The 20,947-nt window shown below is 69.0% G+C and carries 16 protein-coding genes; 8 read left to right on the forward strand and 8 right to left on the reverse strand.

The features are described from left to right. Nucleotides 1-145: 145 nt before the first annotated feature. Nucleotides 146-1,696, reverse strand: a complete 1,551-nt coding sequence (locus ACFULV_RS30720) for an AMP-binding protein (protein WP_378662769.1) — start codon at nucleotides 1,694-1,696, stop codon at nucleotides 146-148. 238 nt (nucleotides 1,697-1,934) lie between these two features. Here ACFULV_RS30720 and ACFULV_RS30725 point away from each other — a divergent pair, with 238 nt between their 5' ends. Then, nucleotides 1,935-2,738, forward strand: coding sequence for an SDR family oxidoreductase (locus ACFULV_RS30725; RefSeq protein WP_378662771.1), 804 nt, complete (start codon nucleotides 1,935-1,937; stop codon nucleotides 2,736-2,738). Between the two features lie 417 nt (nucleotides 2,739-3,155). Here the strand turns inward: ACFULV_RS30725 and ACFULV_RS30730 are convergent, their stop codons facing one another. The 4 genes from ACFULV_RS30730 to ACFULV_RS30745 all read right to left on the reverse strand — a co-directional run bounded on the left by ACFULV_RS30730 (nucleotide 3,156) and on the right by ACFULV_RS30745 (nucleotide 10,340). Continuing rightward, nucleotides 3,156-4,940, reverse strand: a complete 1,785-nt coding sequence (locus ACFULV_RS30730; RefSeq protein WP_378662774.1) for a sigma-54-dependent Fis family transcriptional regulator — start codon at nucleotides 4,938-4,940, stop codon at nucleotides 3,156-3,158. Nucleotides 4,941-5,054: 114 nt separating this feature from the next. Then, a complete protein-coding gene (locus ACFULV_RS30735) occupies nucleotides 5,055-5,669 on the reverse strand; it encodes a TetR/AcrR family transcriptional regulator (RefSeq protein ID WP_378662777.1) in 615 nt (204 codons plus the stop codon). A 173-nt stretch (nucleotides 5,670-5,842) separates the two neighbouring features. Next, nucleotides 5,843-8,212: an acetyl-CoA acetyltransferase gene (locus ACFULV_RS30740; protein WP_378662780.1), complete on the reverse strand. Its 2,370-nt coding sequence runs from the start codon at nucleotides 8,210-8,212 to the stop codon at nucleotides 5,843-5,845. Nucleotides 8,213-8,219: 7 nt separating this feature from the next. Continuing rightward, a complete protein-coding gene (locus ACFULV_RS30745) occupies nucleotides 8,220-10,340 on the reverse strand; it encodes an acetate--CoA ligase family protein (protein ID WP_378662783.1) in 2,121 nt (706 codons plus the stop codon). Between the two features lie 222 nt (nucleotides 10,341-10,562). Between ACFULV_RS30745 and ACFULV_RS30750 the strand changes: the two genes are divergently transcribed. The 5 genes from ACFULV_RS30750 to fabG all read left to right on the forward strand — a co-directional run bounded on the left by ACFULV_RS30750 (nucleotide 10,563) and on the right by fabG (nucleotide 15,675). Next, nucleotides 10,563-12,110 (forward strand): long-chain-fatty-acid--CoA ligase, encoded by a 1,548-nt coding sequence (locus tag ACFULV_RS30750; RefSeq protein WP_378662786.1) that lies wholly within the window; start codon nucleotides 10,563-10,565, stop codon nucleotides 12,108-12,110. A gap of 36 nt (nucleotides 12,111-12,146) precedes the next feature. Beyond that, the gene (locus ACFULV_RS30755) at nucleotides 12,147-12,911 is read left to right on the forward strand and encodes an SDR family NAD(P)-dependent oxidoreductase (RefSeq protein ID WP_378662789.1); all 765 of its coding nucleotides are present in this window, start codon (nucleotides 12,147-12,149) and stop codon (nucleotides 12,909-12,911) included. After that, nucleotides 12,908-13,648 (forward strand): SDR family NAD(P)-dependent oxidoreductase, encoded by a 741-nt coding sequence (locus ACFULV_RS30760; protein ID WP_378662792.1) that lies wholly within the window; start codon nucleotides 12,908-12,910, stop codon nucleotides 13,646-13,648. Before ACFULV_RS30755 ends, ACFULV_RS30760 begins: the two co-directional genes overlap by 4 nt. Before the next feature lie 111 nt (nucleotides 13,649-13,759). Further along, complete coding sequence (locus tag ACFULV_RS30765; protein ID WP_378662795.1) at nucleotides 13,760-14,941, forward strand: thiolase family protein; 1,182 nt, start codon at nucleotides 13,760-13,762, stop codon at nucleotides 14,939-14,941. Next, the gene (fabG, locus tag ACFULV_RS30770; RefSeq protein ID WP_378662797.1) at nucleotides 14,938-15,675 is read left to right on the forward strand and encodes a 3-oxoacyl-ACP reductase FabG; all 738 of its coding nucleotides are present in this window, start codon (nucleotides 14,938-14,940) and stop codon (nucleotides 15,673-15,675) included. The genes ACFULV_RS30765 and fabG overlap by 4 nt, the downstream gene beginning before the upstream one ends. A 63-nt stretch (nucleotides 15,676-15,738) precedes the next feature. On the opposite strand, the gene ACFULV_RS30775 is transcribed toward fabG, so the two are convergent. From ACFULV_RS30775 to ACFULV_RS30785, 3 genes are read right to left on the reverse strand one after another with little or no spacing between them, the layout of a single operon-like run. Further along, the gene (locus ACFULV_RS30775) at nucleotides 15,739-16,209 is read right to left on the reverse strand and encodes a Zn-ribbon domain-containing OB-fold protein (RefSeq protein ID WP_378662799.1); all 471 of its coding nucleotides are present in this window, start codon (nucleotides 16,207-16,209) and stop codon (nucleotides 15,739-15,741) included. A gap of 1 nt (nucleotide 16,210) precedes the next feature. Continuing rightward, nucleotides 16,211-17,386: a thiolase family protein gene (locus ACFULV_RS30780; RefSeq protein WP_189028404.1), complete on the reverse strand. Its 1,176-nt coding sequence runs from the start codon at nucleotides 17,384-17,386 to the stop codon at nucleotides 16,211-16,213. Then, nucleotides 17,386-18,507, reverse strand: a complete 1,122-nt coding sequence (locus ACFULV_RS30785; RefSeq protein ID WP_378662802.1) for a hypothetical protein — start codon at nucleotides 18,505-18,507, stop codon at nucleotides 17,386-17,388. Before ACFULV_RS30785 ends, ACFULV_RS30780 begins: the two co-directional genes overlap by 1 nt. A 139-nt stretch (nucleotides 18,508-18,646) precedes the next feature. Here ACFULV_RS30785 and ACFULV_RS30790 point away from each other — a divergent pair, with 139 nt between their 5' ends. Both ACFULV_RS30790 and ACFULV_RS30795 read left to right on the forward strand, forming a co-directional pair. Then, the gene (locus ACFULV_RS30790) at nucleotides 18,647-19,846 is read left to right on the forward strand and encodes an acyl-CoA dehydrogenase family protein (protein ID WP_378662804.1); all 1,200 of its coding nucleotides are present in this window, start codon (nucleotides 18,647-18,649) and stop codon (nucleotides 19,844-19,846) included. Further along, a complete protein-coding gene (locus ACFULV_RS30795; RefSeq protein WP_378662805.1) occupies nucleotides 19,843-20,943 on the forward strand; it encodes an acyl-CoA dehydrogenase family protein in 1,101 nt (366 codons plus the stop codon). The genes ACFULV_RS30790 and ACFULV_RS30795 overlap by 4 nt, the downstream gene beginning before the upstream one ends. Nucleotides 20,944-20,947: the final 4 nt, after the last annotated feature.

A 20,947-nucleotide genomic window follows, 5' to 3' on the forward strand; every position in this document is an offset into this window, starting at 1 on the left:
TGGGGGGGGGGGCGCGGGGGGCACATGAGCCCCCGCGCCGCCCACTGGGGGCCCCCCCGCGGTGTCCGATCGCTTTCACCACAACCTCACACCGGCCCGCCCCCCCGCCGGGTGGGCCGCCCGCCTCTCGTGTCAGTGGGTCAGATCAGGACGGGCTCGTGGCCGACCGTCGCCGCGCGGGGCGCTTCTTGGGCGCATCGGCCACCTTGGCCGCTTCGGCGTCGAGGGCATCGAGCGTCGCGCGCATGACCTTGCCCGCCGGGGTCCGCGGCAGATCGGCGATGAGGACGACATCGCGGGGCACCCGCGATCGGGAGAGCTCGGCGGCGATGTAGCTCTTGACCATCTCCGCATCGAGGGACGACTGCTCGCCAGGGACGACGTAGGCGCGCAGACGCTGGCCGAAGTCGGCGTCCGAGACCGCGGTGACCACGGCGTCGTCGATCTCGGCGTGCTGGAGCAGACACTCCTCGACTTCTTCGGGGAAGACGTTCTCGCCGCCGGAGACGATCATGCCGTCGCTGCGGCCCTCGATGAAGAGGCGTCCTCGTTCATCGAATCGGCCGGTGTCGCCGGTGCTCATCATCCCGCGGACCCATTCCTTCTCGGAGCCGTCGGTGTATTTGCGGATCTGAAGTCCGGTGTCGGCGAAGATGCGGCCGACGGTGCCGGTCGGCAGCGTGTTGCCGGCCTCGTCGAGGATTTCGACGCGGTTGCCCAGCGGTGGCGAACCGGCCGTCGTCGGGGCGTCCACGAGCTCGTCGGGGGTGGCGATCGTGATGTAGGAGCACTCCGAGGTGCCGTACAGGTTGTGCAGGATGGGGCCGATCCGGTCGAACACCGCCTGCACGGTGGCCGGGTCGATCTTGGCGCCGCCGGTGCCGAGGATCCGCAGCTGGCCACCGCCGAGGCGGGCCACCTGGTCTTCGGGCAGGGCGAGGATCCGGCGGATCATCGTCGGCACCGCGATGAGCACGTTCACGTGCTGGCGCTTGATCATGTCGACCGTGCGCTGGGCGTCGAACCGGCCCGCGAGGACGACCGTGCCGCCGAGAGTGAGCATGTTGAGCAGGTTGATCTGACCCCAGCCGTGGAACAGCGGTGCGGCGATGAGGGTGCGGTCGGTACCGCGCAGCGGGATCTTGGCCAGATAGCCGCCGAGCATCGACGGCTTGATGCTGACCTCGCCACGCTCGGCGCCACGCGGTGCGCCGGTCGTGCCGCTGGTGAGCAGCACCAACGATCCGCCCTTTTCCGCGAACGGGGGAGTCGTCGACGCGGACGCGATGTGGGCATCGAACGCGTTCGACGGGCTGTCGCCTTCGTGGGCGGCGATCAGGCGGGTGACCGTGGGATCGACCTGCTCGAAACGATCGGCGAACTCGCCGTCGTAGACCACGACATCGATCTGCTCGCGTTCGATCACCTCGGCGACATGCCGCGGACCCATGTCGGTGTTGAGCAGGATGACCCGGGAGTCCGATGCCAGGGCACCGAGACAGAGTACGGCCGCGTATCGGCTGTTGCGGACCAGGGCGCCGATCCGGGGACGCACCCCAGATCGGGGGTCCACCTGGGTCACGACCCCGTTGATGTATCGGGCCACCATGTCGGCGAGCTCCCGATAGGACACAACCCCCTGCGGATCGATGATCGCGACTCGGTGACCGTGGAGATGAGCCAGGCTGCTCCCCAATCCACTGGCACCTTGCTGACGCTTGATCGCGACGGTGCCTGGAATTTTGGCGAGCGGAGGAAAAATACCCGCCTGCTTCATGTGGCGAAGCCCTTGCAATTCGCACACGAGCTTGTTCAGCTTCTGGTTCAACGTGCACCTCGGATTTGTTGGCGAGCAGTTATGGACACTGCGCTAGGACACCGATACAGTGAAACACGTCCTGATAGTTGTGTCACCGTTTTGGATCGAGGCTTTCATGTCGGTTGCTGTTGTTACCGGAGGTGCGCGGGGAATCGGCAAGGCGATCGCGACCGCGTTGGCCGAGTCCGGCTTTCGTGTCGTGATCGCCGACATCGACGAGAATGCCGCGATCGAGGCATCAGCCGGGATTTCCGGGACGGGTCTACGGCTCGATGTCACCGACGGCGCCGCGTTCCGGGCCCTCGTCGCACATGTCGAGGAAAAGATCGGCGAGATCCACGTCCTGGTCAACAACGCAGGGATCATGCCGATCGGACCGCTGCTCGAATTCTCCGATGACAGCATCGACCGGGCATTGGCGATCAACCTCATGGGTGTCATCAACGGAACCCGTGCTGTGCTCCCTGGAATGGTCGCGCGGCGTCGGGGGCACGTCTTCAACGTCGCCTCCATCGCCGGCCGTGTCGCAGTGCCTGGCGGATCGATCTACTCGGCGTCGAAGTACGGCGTCGTCGGCTTCACCGACGGCGTGCGTGAGGAGTTCTATCCCCAGGGCATCAGGGTGACTGCCGTCCTGCCGTCGTTCACCAAGACCGAGTTGATCGCGGGCACCGACGTGCCGAAGGGGACCAAAGCCAGCGAGCCCGAGGACATCGCCGCCGCGGTGATGGCTGCCCTGGGGAAGGATGAGGCCCACGTCTACGTCCCGAAATCGCTGAAAGCCCACTACGTCGCCAATACGCTGCTGCCGGTCAAGGTCGGCCGGGCGATCGCGCGGGCGGCCGGCGCCGACCGGGTCTTCCTCGACTTCGACAAGTCTGGGCGTGCCGCCTACGACAAGCGGATCGCCGAGAGCTGACCTGGAGCGCGAACGTGCCCGGTCACCCCACCGGCCGGCGTATAGACCTGGGCCCGGTTACGCCCGAGGGCGAGTTCTAGCGGTCGTCGTAACTCTTTGTGAGAGGTTGCGACGATCGCGTCGTTTCCGGGGCCGCAGCCAAATGCGGCAATCGAAGCTGCTGCCGCGCGGGGGATCCCCTCCAACGGTGTTATGCGATCTTGTGTGCCTGTGGGGCCGCGGCCCCGCGGCAAGAATTTTCGCGTCGACAGCGATCTGATCGTCGCTCATGGGCCGAAGATATTCGTATCGCCGTATTCTGACGGAGTTATCACCGACCGGTCCGGGATCGGGCAGAAGTCGTCACTGGGGCGGGCCGGGTAATGGTCGCGGCCCTGGAATCCGACGAGTGCCGAAGGGACTCTTGTTTGTCAGTGTTCAGAAGGCCGCGGATGTGAGATCCAAACCGAGGGCGCGCACCTTGCGGTAGAGCGTGGATCGGGCGATCCCCAGCTTGTCGGCCGCCTCACGCTTGTTCCCGTTCGACGCGCGCAGCGCGGCGACCAGAGCGTGTGCCTCGATGTTCTCCAACCCGGTGAGCGAGCGGCGTGTGGTGCAGGCTGAGAGATAGGCCGGCAGGTGGGCCACGGTGACCTCGGGACCCTTGCTCCGCTCGAGGATCGCGCGGACGGCGTTGGTGAGCGAGTGCAGATTGGCCGGCCACGAGTGCCTGCCGAGCAACTGCACTACGTCGCCGCTCCAGCGCGGCGACCTGCTGCACAGGTCGACGGCGATGGCCGTCAGAAGGTCGGGCAGGTCCTCGATCCGTTCGCGCAGTGGAGGTGCGACGAGGACGGGGCCAGGCCAGGCGCCAAGGGCGCTGACCAGTTCGCGGTCGTCCTGCGGCGCGTCGAACGATGTGGCCGTGGCGATCACCTGTACCGCGGCATTCTCGACCAGTCGGATGGTCGCGACCGCGGCCGATCGATCGAGGAGATCGAGGCGCCGCAGGATGGCGTACGACAGGCTGTCAGAGCTGAGCGCGGTGGTCAGGCATTCGATCCACCGATCGCCCAATAGTGCGGCGTCCAGTTCGACGACAGCGTTCATGCCGTCGTCGGCGATCGCTCGCGCGGTGGCCGTTTTCCCGGTGCCGGGTTCGCCCCACAGGAGCAACGGCGCGCCGTTCGCGGCGGACTCGCGGACCTGTGCGCTCCAGTCGTGCCAGGCCGGACTACGTCCGTGCAGGCGGCCGAGCCCCGTCGCACGGTCGGGTGCCGCGATGGCGGCTCGGCGAGGCGAGGTGGGCGTCAGGCGGAGCAGTGCACCGACCGGCTTGGCGCCGTGTTCCACGACCTGGACGTCTACCTTGACGGTCTGACTGCTCTCCAGCCGCAGGGTTTGCGCGTCGGGTGACACGTCCGGGCTCGTGATGCGCTTGGCGGCCATCTCCCACAGCAGTGCCTGATCGCCGGTCCCCAACATCCGCGCCGCGGCGGCGTTGGTGATGAGAGTGTGGTCATCGAGGCAGACGACCGGATGACGGGCGTCGGCGCCGGACTTCAAGTAGGCATCGAGCAGCGCGCGCTGGGTGAGCGTGCTGGCGTCGAGGAGCGCTTCCTCGATCTCCATCGCCAGCCGCTGGACCCAGGCGAGCATGAGCGCGTGGGTGTCGCGCGCATCGCAGGTGTAGTTGATGGTGCCGACCAGTTTGCGGGTGACCGGGTGCCGGATCGGCGCACCGGCAGTGGTCATCGTGAGCGCGCCTTCGGAGTAGTGCTCGTGCCCGATGACCATGACCGGTCGTCCGACCTCCGCGGCGATGCCGCTGCTGCACGTGCCGACGGATTCCTCGGCGATGGAGGCACCGACGACGACGTGACGGGCGTCCAGGCGCCGTTCGAAGCGGGCGCTCTTCACCCAGCGGCGCAGGAGTCGTCCTTCGTTGTCGGTGAGCGTCAGTGCGGCATCCAGGTCGTTCAGTGCCGCGTTCCGGCCGACGATCACCATGTCCGCGCCTCGGGCCAGGCGGCCGTCGGCGTCCGCGCCCTGGCTGTTGCGCGGCAGGGCGCGCGAGGGCGTAAGGCCATGGAGCGCCGAGCGGCGCCACGACTCGGCGATCTCGGGTCGTACGCCGCGAAGGGTGAGGTTTTCTACGTCGGTCAGCTCGCCGGTGAGGAACAGCTCACGAGCCTCGACAACGGTGGATGTGGTTGGGGCCATGGTCGGCGTACCTCCAGGTGACACAGAACACGAAATCTGTGTCACATCCTCCAGTGCTACTGACAGGGTGTCAAGAGGCGTGGCGGTGCGTCGCCCGGAGGCGTGAACAGCCGATCAGGTGAGCGACTCGGCGATCGCGATCAAGGCCGCTGTCAGCAGGTCGAGAACCTGCTGCTTGGTGAGGGAGTGGTCGCCCAGCCATTGCTCGCAGGCGGAAGCCAAGAAGGCCTGGTAGGCCCGAACGGCGGCGTGGGCCGCCTCGCTGTCGGCGTCCATCTGGGCCGCCTCGAGCAGGCGCTGCTCCCACCTCAGTTGGCTCTGGACCAGTACGCCCCCTACCTCGCTGTGCTCGCGCTGGTCACGGGTTCTGATCAGTGCGCGGAACGTCTCGGCATTGGCCTCTACGAGGTCCAGCCAGGCGCCGAGCAGGAGCCGGACTTCCTCCTTCGGCTGGCTCGACGTGGCGGGCGGGATGGTCAATGGCAGGTGGGCGAACTGCTCGACGACCTCGAGGTAGAGGTCTTGTTTGCTGCCGAAGTAATAGTGCAGGTTGGTGCGAGTGGTGCCGGACGCTTCCGCGATCTGGCCGATCGAGACCGATTCGTAGGGCTGATGCGCGAACAGGTGCTGCGCCGCACGGAGGATGTTGGCTCGGCGCTCGTCGTGGTCCAGGCGTGTGCGGGGAGAACAGGTCGACGCGACATCGCTGCGCCGTGACGGCGTGGTCATTGTGGCGACAGCTCCTTTCCTGGCGATCCGGGCTCGAGCGTCACCGTACGCGTCTGCGCGGCGGGTCGATGTCCGACTGTTGTACGCCGAGGCCCCACCCGGCATCGTGTGACAGGTAGGGCCTCGGTCTTGCTGAACACGGCTGCCATCGGCGACCACTACGGCAGTGTCGGCTACTGATTGCGCCACTGCGGCGGCCGCTTCTGGCCGAAGGCGGCCATGCCCTCGATCAGGTCGGCGGTGCCGAAGAGGTCGTCCATCACGGGGGTACGGGCGCCGACCGCGTCGACCACATCGGGGTTGGCCCGGGTGGTCTCGTGCAATTCCAGCGTGAGCCGCACCGAGGTCGGCGAGTTGGCCAGGATCTCGGCGGCCAGATCCTTGGCCACCTCCAGCGCCTTGCCCGCCGGGGCGATGCGGTTGACCAGGCCGAGGCGCTGCGCCTCTTCCGGGCGCATCCGCCGTCCGGTCAGCAGCAACTCCAGCGCGACCTTCTCCGGGATCACGCGGGGCAGCCGCACGATCCCGCCCGCGACCGCGATCAGCCCGACCTTCACCTCGGTGAGCCCGAACTGAGCGTTCTCGTCGGCCACGCACAGGTGACTGGCCAGCGCGATCTCGAATCCGCCGCCCAGGGCGAAACCGTTGACCGCGGCGATTACCGGCTTGTGCATGTCGCGCCGGTGCGTGAGCCCGGCGAAGCCGGACGCGGGCAGATAGGTCGGCTTGCCGCTGGCCGTGTAGGCCAGATCGTTGCCCGAACAGAACGCCCGCTCACCGGCACCGGTGATGATCGCGGCCCACAGTTCGGGGTCGGCGAAGAAGGCGTTGAACACCGAGTCGAGCTCTTCGTGCACCGCCGGGAACAGGGCGTTGCGGGCCAGCGGCCGGTTGATCGTGATGACCAGCAGGTGATCGTCGCGCTCGACCAGGATGTGCTCGTAGGACTCGCGCAGCCCGGTCACGGGCCGCGCCAGTTCCGCCGCGCGTTCGGGCGTGGTGGTCGCTCGGTTGCCCACGGACACGTTGAAGGCCCAGAACCGTTCACCGACCGGCTGTTCGGCGTCGGTGAGGAGCGCGAGCAGGGTGTCGTCGTCCTTGTCCGTGCGCGCCACGAAACGCTCACCGGTGCTCTCCAGACGGCCGATGATGATGCCTGTCCTGCCCCGCTTGCCGTGGCTGATCGTGAACGACTCGATCCGCGCCCAGCCGTCGGCCCGGGTGACCTGCGGCACCGGTCCGTCGGTGTCGATGGCCTGCTGGGCGAGCCGCTCGGCCAGCGGGTTCGCCCGCCACTCGACCGGGGTGGTGGAGTACACGCCGGTGGAGTACTTGTGCGCGATACCGCCGTTGGCGCCGACGAAGCCGAAGCTGCCGGGCGCCTTGCGAGCCCGGTCGACGGTTTCGGCGATGGCGTGCATGGAGTAGTTGTTGCCCGAGCCGCCGAAGAACGGCAGACCGCCGGTGACGGTGAGGCGGCGCGGATCGTCGGTCGAGAGGCCGAGTCCGTCGACTGCGGCCATGAACACCGCGATCGGGAAGCAGCTGTAGAAGTCCCACGAGGCCACCTGCTCGGTGGTGAGGCCTGCCATGTTCAGGGCCAGCTCGCACGCGTGCCGGGCGGCCGGGTTGTCGGCCAGGTCGGGGCGGTCCATGATCGGGCGGTCGCGCAGGTCGGCGTGACCGTGCAGGTACACCCACCGCTCCTCCGGCACGCCGAGCTCGCGCGCGGCCTCCACCGACGCGACGATGAGCGCCGCACCCTGGTTCACCTGGTCACGTGACACCACATAGCGGGTGTAGGGGTCGGCGATCGGCCGGTTGGCCTCGGTGACGGTGACCAGTTCCTCGGCGCCGCGGACCGTCGGGGCCGCCGCGTACGGGTTGGTCGCGGCGACCTCGGTGAACGGGGCGAACAGGGCGCCGATGGCCTCGGCGTACGCCGCGCGCCCGAGCCCGAGCTTGGCCCGGCGCGCGTTGTCGAGCAACGCGTACTGTGCCGGTGCGCCGACCAGGCCGTGGCCGATGAACTCACGCGAGACGATGCCCCGCAGACCGAAGCCGCGGTCCTCGAGCGAGCCGTCGACCGTCTCGGTGAAGTCGGGCCGGTCCTCGCTCGCCAGCAGGGCACGAGCGGTGGAGATGGCCTCCGAACCGAACAGCAGCGCGACCCGGCCCCGGCCCGCGGCGATTTCGCCCGCGAGCTCGGTCAGCAGGTGCTGGGGGCCCTGCCCGCCGGTGACCTCGAGGATGGCCCGCTCGGGCTCGGCGCCGAGGCGCTGGGCGACCGAGCGCGGGTAGTTGTTCGACCGGCCGAGCTGGGCGGGCAGGCCCGGCTTGGAGTTCTCGAACTGCCGGATACCGGCCACCGTGTCGATGACCGAGATCAGGTCAGCGGATGCCTGCGCATCGGCGACCGCGCGTTCGGCGGCGGCCGCCGCGAGACCGACCGCCGAGAGCGCCTGGTAGTCGTCGCTGCCCAGCCGGTCGTTGATCTGGCCGACGCCGATCAGGACGGGGGTGCGGGGATCGATGGGGTTCACGGGTTACTCACTTGTCGCCGGCGGTGCGCCACTCGACCACGGCGTCGAGAGCTTCCACCGTCGAGCCGTCCACCCGCAGGGGGTTGACCTCCAGCGACGCCAGATCCTCGCCCAGCGCCAGCGCCAGGTCGCCGATCCGGGCGATCTCCCGGCTGAGCGCGTCCAGGTCGGCCGGCTTGGCTCCGCGCACGCCCTCGAGCAGCGTGCGACCTCGCAGGGACAGCAGCATCTCGGTGACCTTCGCGGGCGTCACCGGGAGGGTGGCCAGGGCGGAGTCCTGCAGGACCTCGACCAGCACGCCGCCGAATCCCACCGCCAGCACGGGACCCCACTGTTCGTCGCGGACGACGCCGACGAGCAGTTCGGTGCCGCCGGAGCGCATCGGCGAGATGAGGACGCCTTCGAGTACCGCGCCTTCGACGCTCTCGCCGGCCGTCATCAGCCGCGCGTAGGCATCCCGGACCTGGTCGGAGCCCGTGACGCCGAGTGCGACGCCGCCGATGTCGCTCTTGTGCAGGATCTGCGCCGACACGATCTTCATCGCGACCGGTCCGCCCATGCCCGCGGCGGCGGCCACAGCGTCGTCCGCGCTCGTCGCCAGGGCCGACGGCACGACTGAGACGCCGCCGGCGGACAGCAGCGCGCGGGCCTGATGTTCCGACCACGCCCCGGTGCGCGGCTCGGTCGACTCGATGTCGGGCAGCGTGATCTCGCGGTCGGCGTTCACGCCGTCGACGACCGAGGACCACCACTCGAGGTGGGACACGGTGGAAACGGCCTGGGACAGGCCGGTGATCGCCGCGGGAATCCCGACCTCGTCGAGCATGTCACGCGAGTACTTGGTGATCTGCTGGGACACCTGGTTGACCAGGATCCCCGGCGCGGCGGACTGCCGCAGTCCCTCGGAGATCGCCTCCAGCGTCGCGCGCTGGTAGTTGGCCGCGGTGCTCTCGGCCATCGGAATCGTCGAGACGACCATCACCGATCCGACCGAGGGGTCGTTGCCGGCCGCCTTGATCGCCGCGGTCCAGATCGAGGTGTCGATGATCGCCGCGCCGGTGACATCGACCGGGTTGTGCGCGGTGCCGTACTCGGGCATCACCGCGTTGAGCTGCTCGAGCGTGTCGGGTGCGAATTCGGGGAACACCACGCCCGCGTCCTGCGCGACGTCGGCGAGGATGTCGCACGCGCCACCCGAGATCGACACCGCGGTTGCGCCCGAGCGCGGCAGACGACCCAGGGTCGCGGCGATTCCAGCGGTCGCGAGCATGTCCTCGATGGATTTCACCCGGATGACGCCGAGTTCGCGCAGCACGGCGTCGGTGACCTTGTCGTCGCCGACGAGCGCGCCGGTGTGGGCCTGGGCGGTCCGCGCGGCCAAGGGGCTGCTGCCTGCCTTGAGCACGACCACGGGCTTGCCTGCCGCGGCGGCGCGTCGCGCTCCCCGGGCGAAGGTCTCCGGATCGCGGATGGTCTCGAGGAACATCGCGATCGCTTTGGTGGCGCCGTCGTCGACGAGGTAGTCCAGCATGTGGCCGGCCGTGATCATCGCCTCGTTGCCGAGGGTGACCATGTAGGACAGGCCGGCTCCGGACATCTTGGCGTAGTCCATCATCGAGATGATGGACGCCCCGCTCTGCGACAGCAGTGCCACCGAGCCGGTGTACGTGGGCAGGCGCGGGATCGCCGCGACGGCCGCACGATCGACGAAGTTCGCGAAGCCGAGCATGTTCGGACCGAGCAGCGTCATGTCGAGCGAGTTTGCGACGTCGACGAGTTCCTGCTGGGCGGCGCGCCCGGCCTCGCCGGCCTCGCCGTAGCCACTCGACAGCACGACGGCATTGCGGATCCCGGCGGCGGCGGCGTCGTGCAGCGCGTCGATGGTGCCCGCCTGGGGCACCATCAGCAGGGCGGTGTCGACCGGCTCGCCGATGTCCTGGCACGTCTTCACACTCGGGTGGCCGTGCACGTCGACGCCACGGCGGTTCACCACGAAGCTGCGGTCGAGCATGCCGAAGCGGACGAGGTTCTCGAACGCGTAGCGGGAGAAAGTGGACTTGTCCGCCGCTCCGACAAGGGCCACCGACCGCGGTCGGAACATGGTGCTCAGGCGTTCGGGAGTTATCATCGCTACTCGCTCTCGGGAGACACAGGGGCCGGCGGATCGTCGCCGCAGTAACAACGATCACAGCGAAGCGCGCCCGATCGGTGTCTCAGTACGCGACAGTGCCTTCCGTGATCCGAAGCGCCCCCGGGACCGGTGTTGCGATCTCGGACACACTCGCCCTCGTTCGACCCGTCAGGCTGGGCCTGCCCCGATTCGGGCCAGGTACCTCAGAGGAGGGGAACGATGACGCAGCAGCCGACGGACCCGCAGTCGCCGACCTACGACCCGACGACGTTCGATCCGCTCGCGGTCGTGAAGGGCTATGCGGCGAGCGCGCCGAACGCTCCGGCGCTGACCGGGGGCGAGCACACCCTCACCTACGCCGAGCTCTTTCGCCGGATTCTGATGGTGGCCAACGGCCTGCAGGCCGGCGGTGTCGAGGAGGGGGACCGCGTCGGGTACGTGGGCCGGAACTGGCCGGAGTTCTTCGAGGTCGCGCTGGCCTGCGCTCGCATCGGTGCCGTGATGGCGCCTTTCAACTGGCGTCTGACACCGTCCGATGTCGCGGAGCTGGCCACCGACGCCGGCGTGCGGATCGTCGTCACCGACGCCGAGTTCGCACCCGCCGCTCCGCCGGCGGATCTGCACTTGACCATCGGTGAGAACTACGAGGCGTGGCGTGACCGGTGGCCGGCGGCCGAACCCGATCGCGTCTCCCGGCCCGAGGACCACTTCATCCAGTTCTATACCTCGGGAACCACCGGGCTCCCGAAGGGCGTGGTCGTCCGCAACCGCAACTTCGGCTACCTCAACCAATGCGCGGCCGGATGGCGGATGGACGCCGACGCCACCGTGGCGGTGGTGATGCCGCTGTTCCACATGGGCGGGTCCGCGTGGGCGTTCGTCGGTCTCTTCTCCGGTGCGCACTGCGTCCTGTTCACGGAGTTCGCTCCGGTGCCGCTGCTCGAAGCGATCGAACGGGACCGGATCAGCACAATTCTCGTCGCCCCCGCGATGCTGCAGATGATGCTGGACACCCCGGGCGCGACCGAACGCGACTACAGCTCGCTGGACCTGATCGCGTACGGCGCCGCCCCGATCACCGGACCCCTGCTGCGGCAGTCGCTGGCCACGTTCGACGCGCCGCTGCTGCAGATGTTCGGGCTCACCGAGACCACGGGCTGCATCGTGCAGCTCGAGCCCGACGACCACCACGACCACCTGCTCACTTCCGTCGGACGGCCGCTGCCGTGGGTGGAGGTCGAGATCCGCGACGCCGACCAGCGCCCGCTCGGCGCCGGCGAGTTCGGTGAGATCTGGATCCGCTCCGGTCAGTGCGCTGAAGAGTACTGGCGCCGTCCCGAGGCGACTGCGGAACTGCGTCCGGGTGACGGTGCGTGGCTGCGCACCGGCGACGCGGGCCACCTGGACGCGGACGGGTACCTGTTCATCACCGACCGGATCAAGGACATGATCATCACCGGTGGTGAGAACGTGTACCCCGCCGAGGTCGAGCGCGTCCTCGTCGAGCACCCCTTTGTTCAGGAAGTCGCCGTGATCGGCACGCCGCACGATGTCTGGGGTGAGGCGGTGACCGCCATCGTGGTCGTCCGCGACGGTCACACCCTTACCGAGGACGAACTGGTCGAGTGGGCACGCCCCCGCATCGCCGGATTCCGCCGCCCGCGCCGGGTCGAGTTCATGGATCTGCTGCCGCGTAATCCCTCCGGCAAGGTGCTCAAGCACGAGATCCGTCGGCCGTACTGGGAAGGCCGCGACCGCACCATCTGAGGGTGCGGCGCCAACAAAGCCAACAAAGGAGAATATGTGAACCCCCAAGGCACCTCCGCGATCATCACCGGTGGCGCATCTGGTCTCGGCTTGGCGACCGCCCGTCGGCTGCACGCCGACGGAGCCGAGGTCGTCCTGGTCGACTTGCCGACCTCCGAGGGCGCCGCCCGCGCCGCGGAGATCGGCGCGGGCGCCCACTTCGCTGCCGCCGACATCCGCGACGCGCAGCAGGTGGGTGCAGCGGTCGCGCTCGCGCAGACCCTCGCCCCGCTGCGGGTGCTGGTCAACTGCGCGGGCATCGGCGATCCTGTACGCACGGTGTCGCGCAACGGTGATCCTGTCGATTTCGAGCGTTTCACGCGGGTCATCGACATCAACCTCCTGGGCACCTTCAACGTGATCCGCCTGGCGGCCGCGGCGATGTACGCCAACGAGCCGGTGGAGGGGGAGCGCGGTGTGATCGTCTGCACCGCCTCGGTCGCGGCCTTCGACGGCCAGATCGGCCAGGCGTCCTACTCGGCGTCCAAGGGTGCCCTGCACTCGATGACGTTGCCGCTGGCGCGCGAATTCGCCGACGCGCTCATCCGGGTCAACACCATCGCACCGGGGATGTTCGCCACCCCCATCCTCAACGGTCTCTCGGACGAGGCACGCACCTCGCTCGCCGGCCAGGTGCCCCATCCCAAGAGACTGGGCGACCCGGACGAGTACGCCGCGCTCGTGGAACACCTCGTCAGCAATCCGATGATCAACGGCGAGACCATTCGGCTCGACGGCGCGATTCGGATGGCACCCCGATGAGCGGGCGTCCGGCCGCCCTGGTCACCGGCGCATCGCGCGGGATCGGTGAGGAGGTCGCGCGCCGGCTGGCCGACGAGGGTTTCGACCTGACCATCTCAGCCCGTGGGACCGAGAGCTTGGAGACCTTGGCCACCGAGTTGCGCGAGAAGCGCGGCGTCGCGGTGACGGTGGTGCGCGCCGACATGTCCAAGTCCGAGGATGTGACCGCGCTGGCCACGGCGCACCGCGAGGCGTACGGCCGTGCCGATGTCCTCGTGCTCAACGCGGCGATGGGCGCGATGGGTGCATTCGCGGACTTCCCGGTCCGCAAGCTGGACCTGCTGTTCACCATCAACCTGCGTTCGGCCTATGTACTCAGCCAGGAATTGCTGCCCTTGCTGCGGGAGGCCGGCCGGACCACGAAGGCCGGCGGCAAGATCATCGCCGTCGCCTCCACCACCGGTGTTGTCGGTGAACCGTTGAACTCGGCCTACGGCGCCACCAAGGCCGGCCTGATCACCTGGTGCGAGACGGTCACGACGGAGGAGTCGGTCGGCGGGGTCATCGCCACCGCTGTGTGCCCTGGCTATGTGCGCACGGCGATGACCGAGCACATGCCGGGCGAGGTCGACTGGGACGACATGCTTCCTGTCGAGGACGTCGCGGAGGCCATTGTGTCGGTGACCCGGCTGAGCAGCCGGACGGTGATCCCGCAACTGGTGCTCACCCGTCCCGGACCGCATCTCTGGCGCGCCTGACACCGGCGTCGCGTCGATGAGTAGAACGTCGCGAATCAGGACACTGCGACGGCACCGGATCGCTCTAGCGTCAGGAATGACCCTGTCACCTGTGTGAGAAGAGTGGACACCGTGCCCAATGCCGTAATCGTCGATGCCGTCCGTACCGCCTCCGGGAAGGGTAAACCCGGAGGCGGGCTGTCCGGCGTTCTGCCGGTCGACCTGCTCGCCCAGACGCTGCAGGCCCTGCTTGCCCGCAACGACTTCGATCTCGCGCTGATCGATGACGTCATCGCCGGGTGCGTCTCGCAGACCGGTGAGCAGGCCCTCAACATCGCCCGCACTGCGGCGCTCGTCGCGGGCCTGCCCGAGTCCGTCCCCGCCACCAGCGTCGACCGCCAGTGCGGCTCGAGCCAGCAGGCCGCCCACTTCGCGGCGCAGGGCGTGATCGCCGGCGCCTACGACGTCGTGATCGCCTGTGGTGTGGAGTCGATGAGCCGGGTCCCCATGGGCGCCAGCTCGCAGGGCGAGAAGCCGATGGCGCCGCTCTCGCGTCGTTACCCCGAAGGCCTTGTCGGCCAGGGCATCTCGGCCGAACTCATCGCGGCCCGGTGGGGGTTCTCCCGCGCGCAGCTCGACGAGTACTCGGCCCGCTCGCACCAGCTCGCCGCCGAGGCTACGGCCACGGGCCGCTTCGACCGTGAGACCATCGCCATCACCCGGCCCGACGGCACCCAACACACATTGAACGAGACCGTGCGTGCGGCCACCACGGCCGATGGCCTGGGCGGTCTGCGCGCCTCGTTCGAGAACCCGGAGTTCAGCGCCCGGTTCCCCGAGATCAACTGGTCGATCACCGCCGGTAACTCCTCGCCGCTCACCGACGCCGCCTCCGCGGTCCTGATCATGAGCGAGGAGAAGGCCGCCGAACTCGGTCTCACCCCGCGCGCTCGCTTCCACTCTTTCGCCGTGACCGGCAGCGACCCGCTGCTCATGCTCACCGGCGTCATCCCCGCGACCCAGAAGGTGCTGGCGCGGTCCGGTCTGTCGATCGACGACATCGACACCTTCGAGGTCAACGAGGCGTTCGCGCCGGTGCCGCTGGCGTGGGCTGCCGACGTCAAGGCCGACCTGGCCAAGGTCAACCCCGCCGGCGGCGCGATCGCTCTCGGGCACGCGCTCGGCGCTTCGGGCACCCGTCTGCTCACCACGATGCTCACCAACCTCGAGGTCGGCGGCGGCCGCTACGGCCTGCAGACGATGTGTGAGGGTGGCGGCATGGCCAACGCGACCATCATCGAGCGCCTCGGATGAGCATCACCTTCGATTTCAGTGGGCGTACCGCCCTGGTGACCGGTGCAGCTCAGGGCATCGGTCACGCCATCGCCACGATGTTCCACGACGCCGGTGCGCAGGTGGCCGTCGTCGACCGTGACCCCGTGGCCCTGAGGGCCGCCTGGGACGGTAAGGAACGGGTGTTCGCGCACGCGGTCGATGTCACCGACAGCTCGGCGGTCTCCGCCGCGGTCGATGCCGTTGTCGCCGAGACCGGTTCGCTCGACATCGTGGTCAACAATGCCGGCATCACCCGCGACACGGTGGTGTGGAAGATGTCGGACGACCAGTGGCAGGCGGTGATCGACGTGCACCTCAAGGGGACCTTCGCGATGACCCGTGCCGTGGTGCCGCACATGCGTGCGGCCGGCTTCGGTCGCATCGTCAACGTCACCTCCTACACCGGTCTGCACGGCACGATCGGGCAGTCGAACTACGCGGCGGCCAAGGGCGGCATCATCGCTTTCACGAAGACCGTTGCCAAGGAGACCGCCCGCTTCGGCATCACCGTCAACGCGATCTCCCCGAACGCGGCGACGCCGATGGTCCTGGCGGTCGGCCAGGAGCGGCTCGCCGAGATGACCGCGACCGTGCCCGTCGGGCGCTTCGCGGATCCCTCGGAGATGGCGACGGCGGTTGGCTACCTGGCCGCGGACGAGAGTGCCTATGTCACCGGTGTGGTTCTGCCGGTCGACGGTGGCCTCGCGATGTAAGGGGTACCGATACAGAAAGGCCTGATCTGCCTCGAGCGGATCAGGCCTTCCTAGTTTGTCGAACTACTCGATCGGCTCGAAGTGCGCGATGTCGAGGATCGAACCGGTGCGCTCCGGTGCCCAGACAGCACGGACCCGCGTGCCGAACGGCAGTGCCGCCCGCACGTCGGCGCCAGGGGTGAAGTCGACGCCGGTGATCCAGTGCATCAGCAGGGTGCCGGCACCGTCGAGGCGAACGCCGCCGATGGCGTACGGCGGCTTGGGGCCACCGGTGAAGCCGTGCCAGGCCACCGTGAAGACCTCGAGGGTGCCCTCGCCGGAGAGCTCGCGCCAGCCGTCGGTCTTCTCGAAGCAGGACTCGCAGTAGTCCTGCGGCGGCACGAACACGCGCTCGCAGCTGCCGCACTCGTTGGCCAGGATCTTGCCCTCGCGCAGGCCGTCCATGAACCGGCTCCAGGTCTGGCCGAGGTGGATGTCGTAGTGCAGATCCCAGTGGACGGCCTGGGTGATGGGGGTGATCGGAGTCGTCGTCATGTCACTTACTCCCGTAGGTCTCGAAGATTGCCAGGTTGTCGAACTGGAAGAAGGTGCCGCCGGTGCCGTGTCCGAGCGAGCGGCGGGCCCCGGGCACCTGGACCTCCTCGGGGGCGTCACCCATCACCTGAAGGGCCGCGTAGGCGTAGGGCGCCAGCTCACCGGCCACACCGGCGTTGGTGCACTTGGGTCCGCCCGACATATTGGTCGGCAGGACGCCGCCTGCATCGGTCGCGCCGCTGCGGATCAGGTCCACGCCGCCGCCGAACGGCGCGAAGCCGAGGGCTTCGAGCTGCATCGGCTGCATGTGCGCGTACGGTGCGAAGATCTCCACCGCGTCGAAATCGTCGAGCGGCTCGCGGATATCGGCCTGGGCGTACACCCGGCGGGCGAGGTTGGCGAGGTTGGTGATCTGCGAGAAGTCGCCCTTGCCGCCACCCAGGTACGGATCGGCGGACATGCCCATCGCCCGGATCAGCGCCGGGGTGGTGGTGACGTCGTCATCGTCGGGCGTGCTGACCAGCATCGCGACCGCCGACACCGACACCGGACACACCATCGGCATGGTGAGCGGCGACGACAGACGCCGGCCGTTGATCACGTCCTCGGGGGTCACCTGGTAGCGCAGGTGCGCGAACGGGTTGCGCGCGGCCTTCGTGTGGTCGGAGACCACGACGGTGGCGAGGTCCTCCACAGTGAGCCCATAGCGCTGCTGGTAGGCCGAGGCGGCGAAGGCGCCCATGTGGTAGGCGCCCATGCCCAGCGGCTGCTCGATGATCATCGGTGAGTTGGTGTTGATCGCCGACTGCAGATCCGAGGAGCCGTAGAAGGTCGGGCCGCCCAGGCACAGCACGCGCCGGTGCGTTCCAGCGCGGACCATACGGGCCGCGACCTGCATCAGGTTGCCGCCGGTGGTGCCGCCGGTGTTGATCACGATCACCGGGACGTGCGGGCCCAGGCCCAGCAGCCGGGTGAGGTGCTTGGCACCGAGGACGGTGCCCTCGAAGCCGTCGATGTTGCCGGTGACGACCGCATCGACCGACGACAACGCGACACCGCTGTGCTCCATGCAGGCGTGCACAGCCTGCTGGCACAGTTCCTTGGTGGAGTAGGTCTGCTTGCTGGGAGAGGTGGCCGGCGTCAGACCGACGCCGACGATCGCTGCGCGTTGGGACATCAGGCGGCCTCCACCACGAGAACGGTGACGTCTTCGGCGACCAGTCCGGTCTCGACATCGATGGAATGACTGAGCGCGGCCTGGCCGGGTGCGACCTCGTCGATTCGGTCCATGACCTCGAGCAGCCGCAGGGCGCCGTTGGCCAGGCCGGGGTAGTTGCTGCGCAGCCCGCCGCTGGGGTTGATCACGGCCCTGTCGTTGAGGCCGAGGGCTTGCACGTAGGCGTCCTGCAGCGCGGGGGTGACCGCGGAGACCTCGGCCAGCGTGATCGACTCTCGCTGGCGGCCGGCCTGGGCGAGTGCCATGTCGCCGGCGCGGCGGGTGGTCTCCTGCGGTGCGGTCAGCCACTGACCGTCCCAGGTGTAACCGCCGGTGGCGTGGCCGAAGCCGGTGAGCCGCACGTTGCGGCCGATGCAGCGCCCGGCCCTGGCGGGGGAGGCGAGCACGATCGCGACCGCGCCGGTCGACTCGGCGGGCAGCATCAGTTCGCGCAGCGGCCAGGCGATCGGCTCGGACTCGAGCACGTCGGCGGCGGTCACCGCGTCGCGGCGCACCGAACGGGCCAGGCCGGCACCGCGGTTGATGTCACCGGCGGCCGCGGCGGCGAGCGCATCGAGCTCACCCAGGGCCGCACCGGCGTGCATGGCGTAGGTGGCGGTGCCGGTCATGCCGACGGGGCGGTCGAAGTGGGGGTCGAAGCCGAGGTTGGACACCTGGTCGAGGAAGGCGCGCCGACGCTGCTTGGAGCCGGAGATCTCGGGGTTGTGCACCCCGACGGCCACCGCGACCTCGACATCGCCTGCCGCGATCGCCTGGGCGGCATTGATGATCGCCAGCCCCGAATCGCCCTCGACGCGGAAGGAGTCGTTGAGGTAGCCGCCGGCCGCCGCGTTGGTGAGCCCGGAGGAGATGCTGCGGCCGTCGAGGACGTCCATGGAGGCCGTCACCGAGAGTCCGAGATCCTGCTTGCGTAACCCGCACTCGCGCAGCGCGGCGGAGACCGCTTCGAAGACCAGTTCGTCGAGCATCGCATCGTGTTCGACCGCGAAGGCCGTCGACGCGGCGCCCACCACGTGCACGGGCGCTACCCGCGTTCCGCCCGATGGTGTGTGTGTAGACATGGGAACGACGCTAAAGCCGCCCTCGACCTGTGTCGTGTCCCATCGCGCGACACGATCGCCGGCCGGGTGGTGCACCGATCGCGACACTGACCCAGAGTGAGACATCGCCGGAGTTCTCGGCCGTGGCACCGTCGGAAGCATGATCGACGTCGAAACCTCAGAGGCGCCGTCCGCACTCCTCGAGCGCGTCACGGAGTTCCTGGCTGAGCACCCACCCGCGCAGATGGATCGGATGGACTTCCTGCGTGCCCGATTCGCCGCCGGCCTGGCGTGGGTGCACTACCCGGTCGGCCTGGGCGGGCTGGGTCTCGACCCGTCCGCGCAGTCGGCCGTCGACGCGGCGTTCGCGGCCGCGGGCGCCCCGGACAACCACCCGCGCGCCAACGTGATCGGCCTCGGCATGGCCGCCCCGACCCTGTTGCGGTACGCCACCCCCGAGCAGCAGAAGACCTGGATTCCGCCGCTGTGGACCGGCGAGGAGGTGTGGTGCCAGCTCTTCAGCGAGCCCGGCGCCGGATCTGACTTGGCGGGTGTCGGCGCCAGCGCGGTCCGCGACGGCGACGACTGGATCGTCAACGGGCAGAAGGTCTGGACCTCGCTGGCCCACGACGCCCGCTGGGCGTTGCTGCTGGTGCGCAGCGACCCGTCGCTGCCCAAACATCAGGGACTGTCCTACTTCGTGCTCGACCTGCGGACCCCCGGTGTCGACATCAGGCCGCTGCGCCAGATGACCGGCGAGGCCGAGTTCAACGAGGTCTACCTCGACGATGTGCGGGTGCCGGATGTGAACCGGCTCGGCGCCGTCGGCGAGGGCTGGGCCGTCACCCAGGCGACCCTGATGAACGAGCGGGTCGCCATCGGCGGCAGCGCGGTCGCCAGGGAGTCGGGCCCGATCGGCGACCTCACCGACCTGTGGCGGACGCGGCCCGAGTGCCGGCGCCCCGAGGCGCACGACGAACTGATGCGGCTGTGGACCGACGCCGAGGCCCTGCGCCTGGCCAGTGTCCGGCTCACCCAGCAGCTCGAGGTCGGCGCCCCCGGCCCCGAGGGTTCCGGTCTGAAGCTGGCCTACTCGGCGCTGGCCCAGGACTCGGCGTCGCTGCAACTGGATCTGCTCGGGTCGGACGCCCTGCGCTATGACGACTGGACGCTGTGCCGCCCGGATCTGTCGGTTCCGCTGGACCGCGTGAGCGGCTACTGGTACCTGCGCCGCCGGGCCAACTCGATCGAGGGCGGCACCTCGGAGATCATGCGCAACATCATCTCCGAGCGCGTGCTGAGACTTCCCGCCGAGCCGCGGGTCGACAAGGACATCGCCTGGAAGGACCTTCCCAAGTGAGCACGTCTACCACGGTGCCCTCGCTGCTCTACAGCGAAGACGAGGGCTACCTGCGCGACGCGGTTCGCGCCCTGCTCGCCGGCCGGACCCCGCTCGAGACGGTGCTGCGGCGCACCGACGAAGCCGACGCTTTTACCGCCGATGCCCAGCAGGCGTGGCGTGGCCTCGTCGACGAGCTCGGAGTCGTCGGTCTCGCGGTGCCCGAGGAACTCGGTGGTGCCGGGGCATCCTGGCGCGAGGTTGCCGTCGTCATGGAGGAGCTCGGCCGCGCGGTCGCCGACGTCCCGTACCTGACCAGCGCTGTCGCCGCCACCTCCCTGGCCGTACAGCTCGGCGCCGACGCCCTGGTGCGCGAACTCGTCAGCGGCGAGGCAATCGGCACGATCGTGACGCCCTACGGCGAGCCGCTGCGCGCGCTCGACGCCGAGGTCACCTACACCGACGGCAAGCTCTCCGGCACGGTCCGCACTGTCGCCGGCGCGCTCGAGGCCACCGTCCTGCTGGTCCCGGTCGGACATCAGGTGCTGCTCGTGCAGCGCGATCAGGCCACCGTCGAGCCGGTGCTGTCGTTCGACATGACGCGGCGGATCAGCGACGTCACCTTCGATCAGGCCACCGCTGCGGTCCTGGCCGACGACACCGCCGAAGCCCTGAGCTGGACCGCAGATATCGCCTGCGCGTTGCTGGCCTCCGAACAGCTCGGCATCGCCGAGGCGACGCTGGAGATGACGGTCGAATATCTCGGCCAGCGCCGCCAGTTCGGCCGGATCATCGGCTCCTACCAGGCCCTCAAGCATCGCCTGGCCGACGTGTGGACCGAGATCGCCAAGGCCCGCGCGGTGGCTCGCTACGCGGCCGACTGCGCGGCGACCGGCACAGACCTGCCTGTCGCTGCCTCGGTCGCTGCCTCGATCTGCGGCGACGCCGCCTTGCTCGCCGCCGAGGAATGCGTGCAACTGCACGGTGGCATCGGCTTCACGTGGGAACACCCCGTGCACCTGTTCCTCAAGCGGGCCCGGGCCGACGCACTCGCGTACGGCACCCCCGCCTGGCATCGCACCCGCCTCGGCGGACTCGTCGACCTCGTCGCGCGCTGACGTT

The sequence above is a fragment of the Nocardia sp. NPDC057272 genome (assembly GCF_042668615.1).
Classification (GTDB): domain Bacteria; phylum Actinomycetota; class Actinomycetes; order Mycobacteriales; family Mycobacteriaceae; genus Nocardia.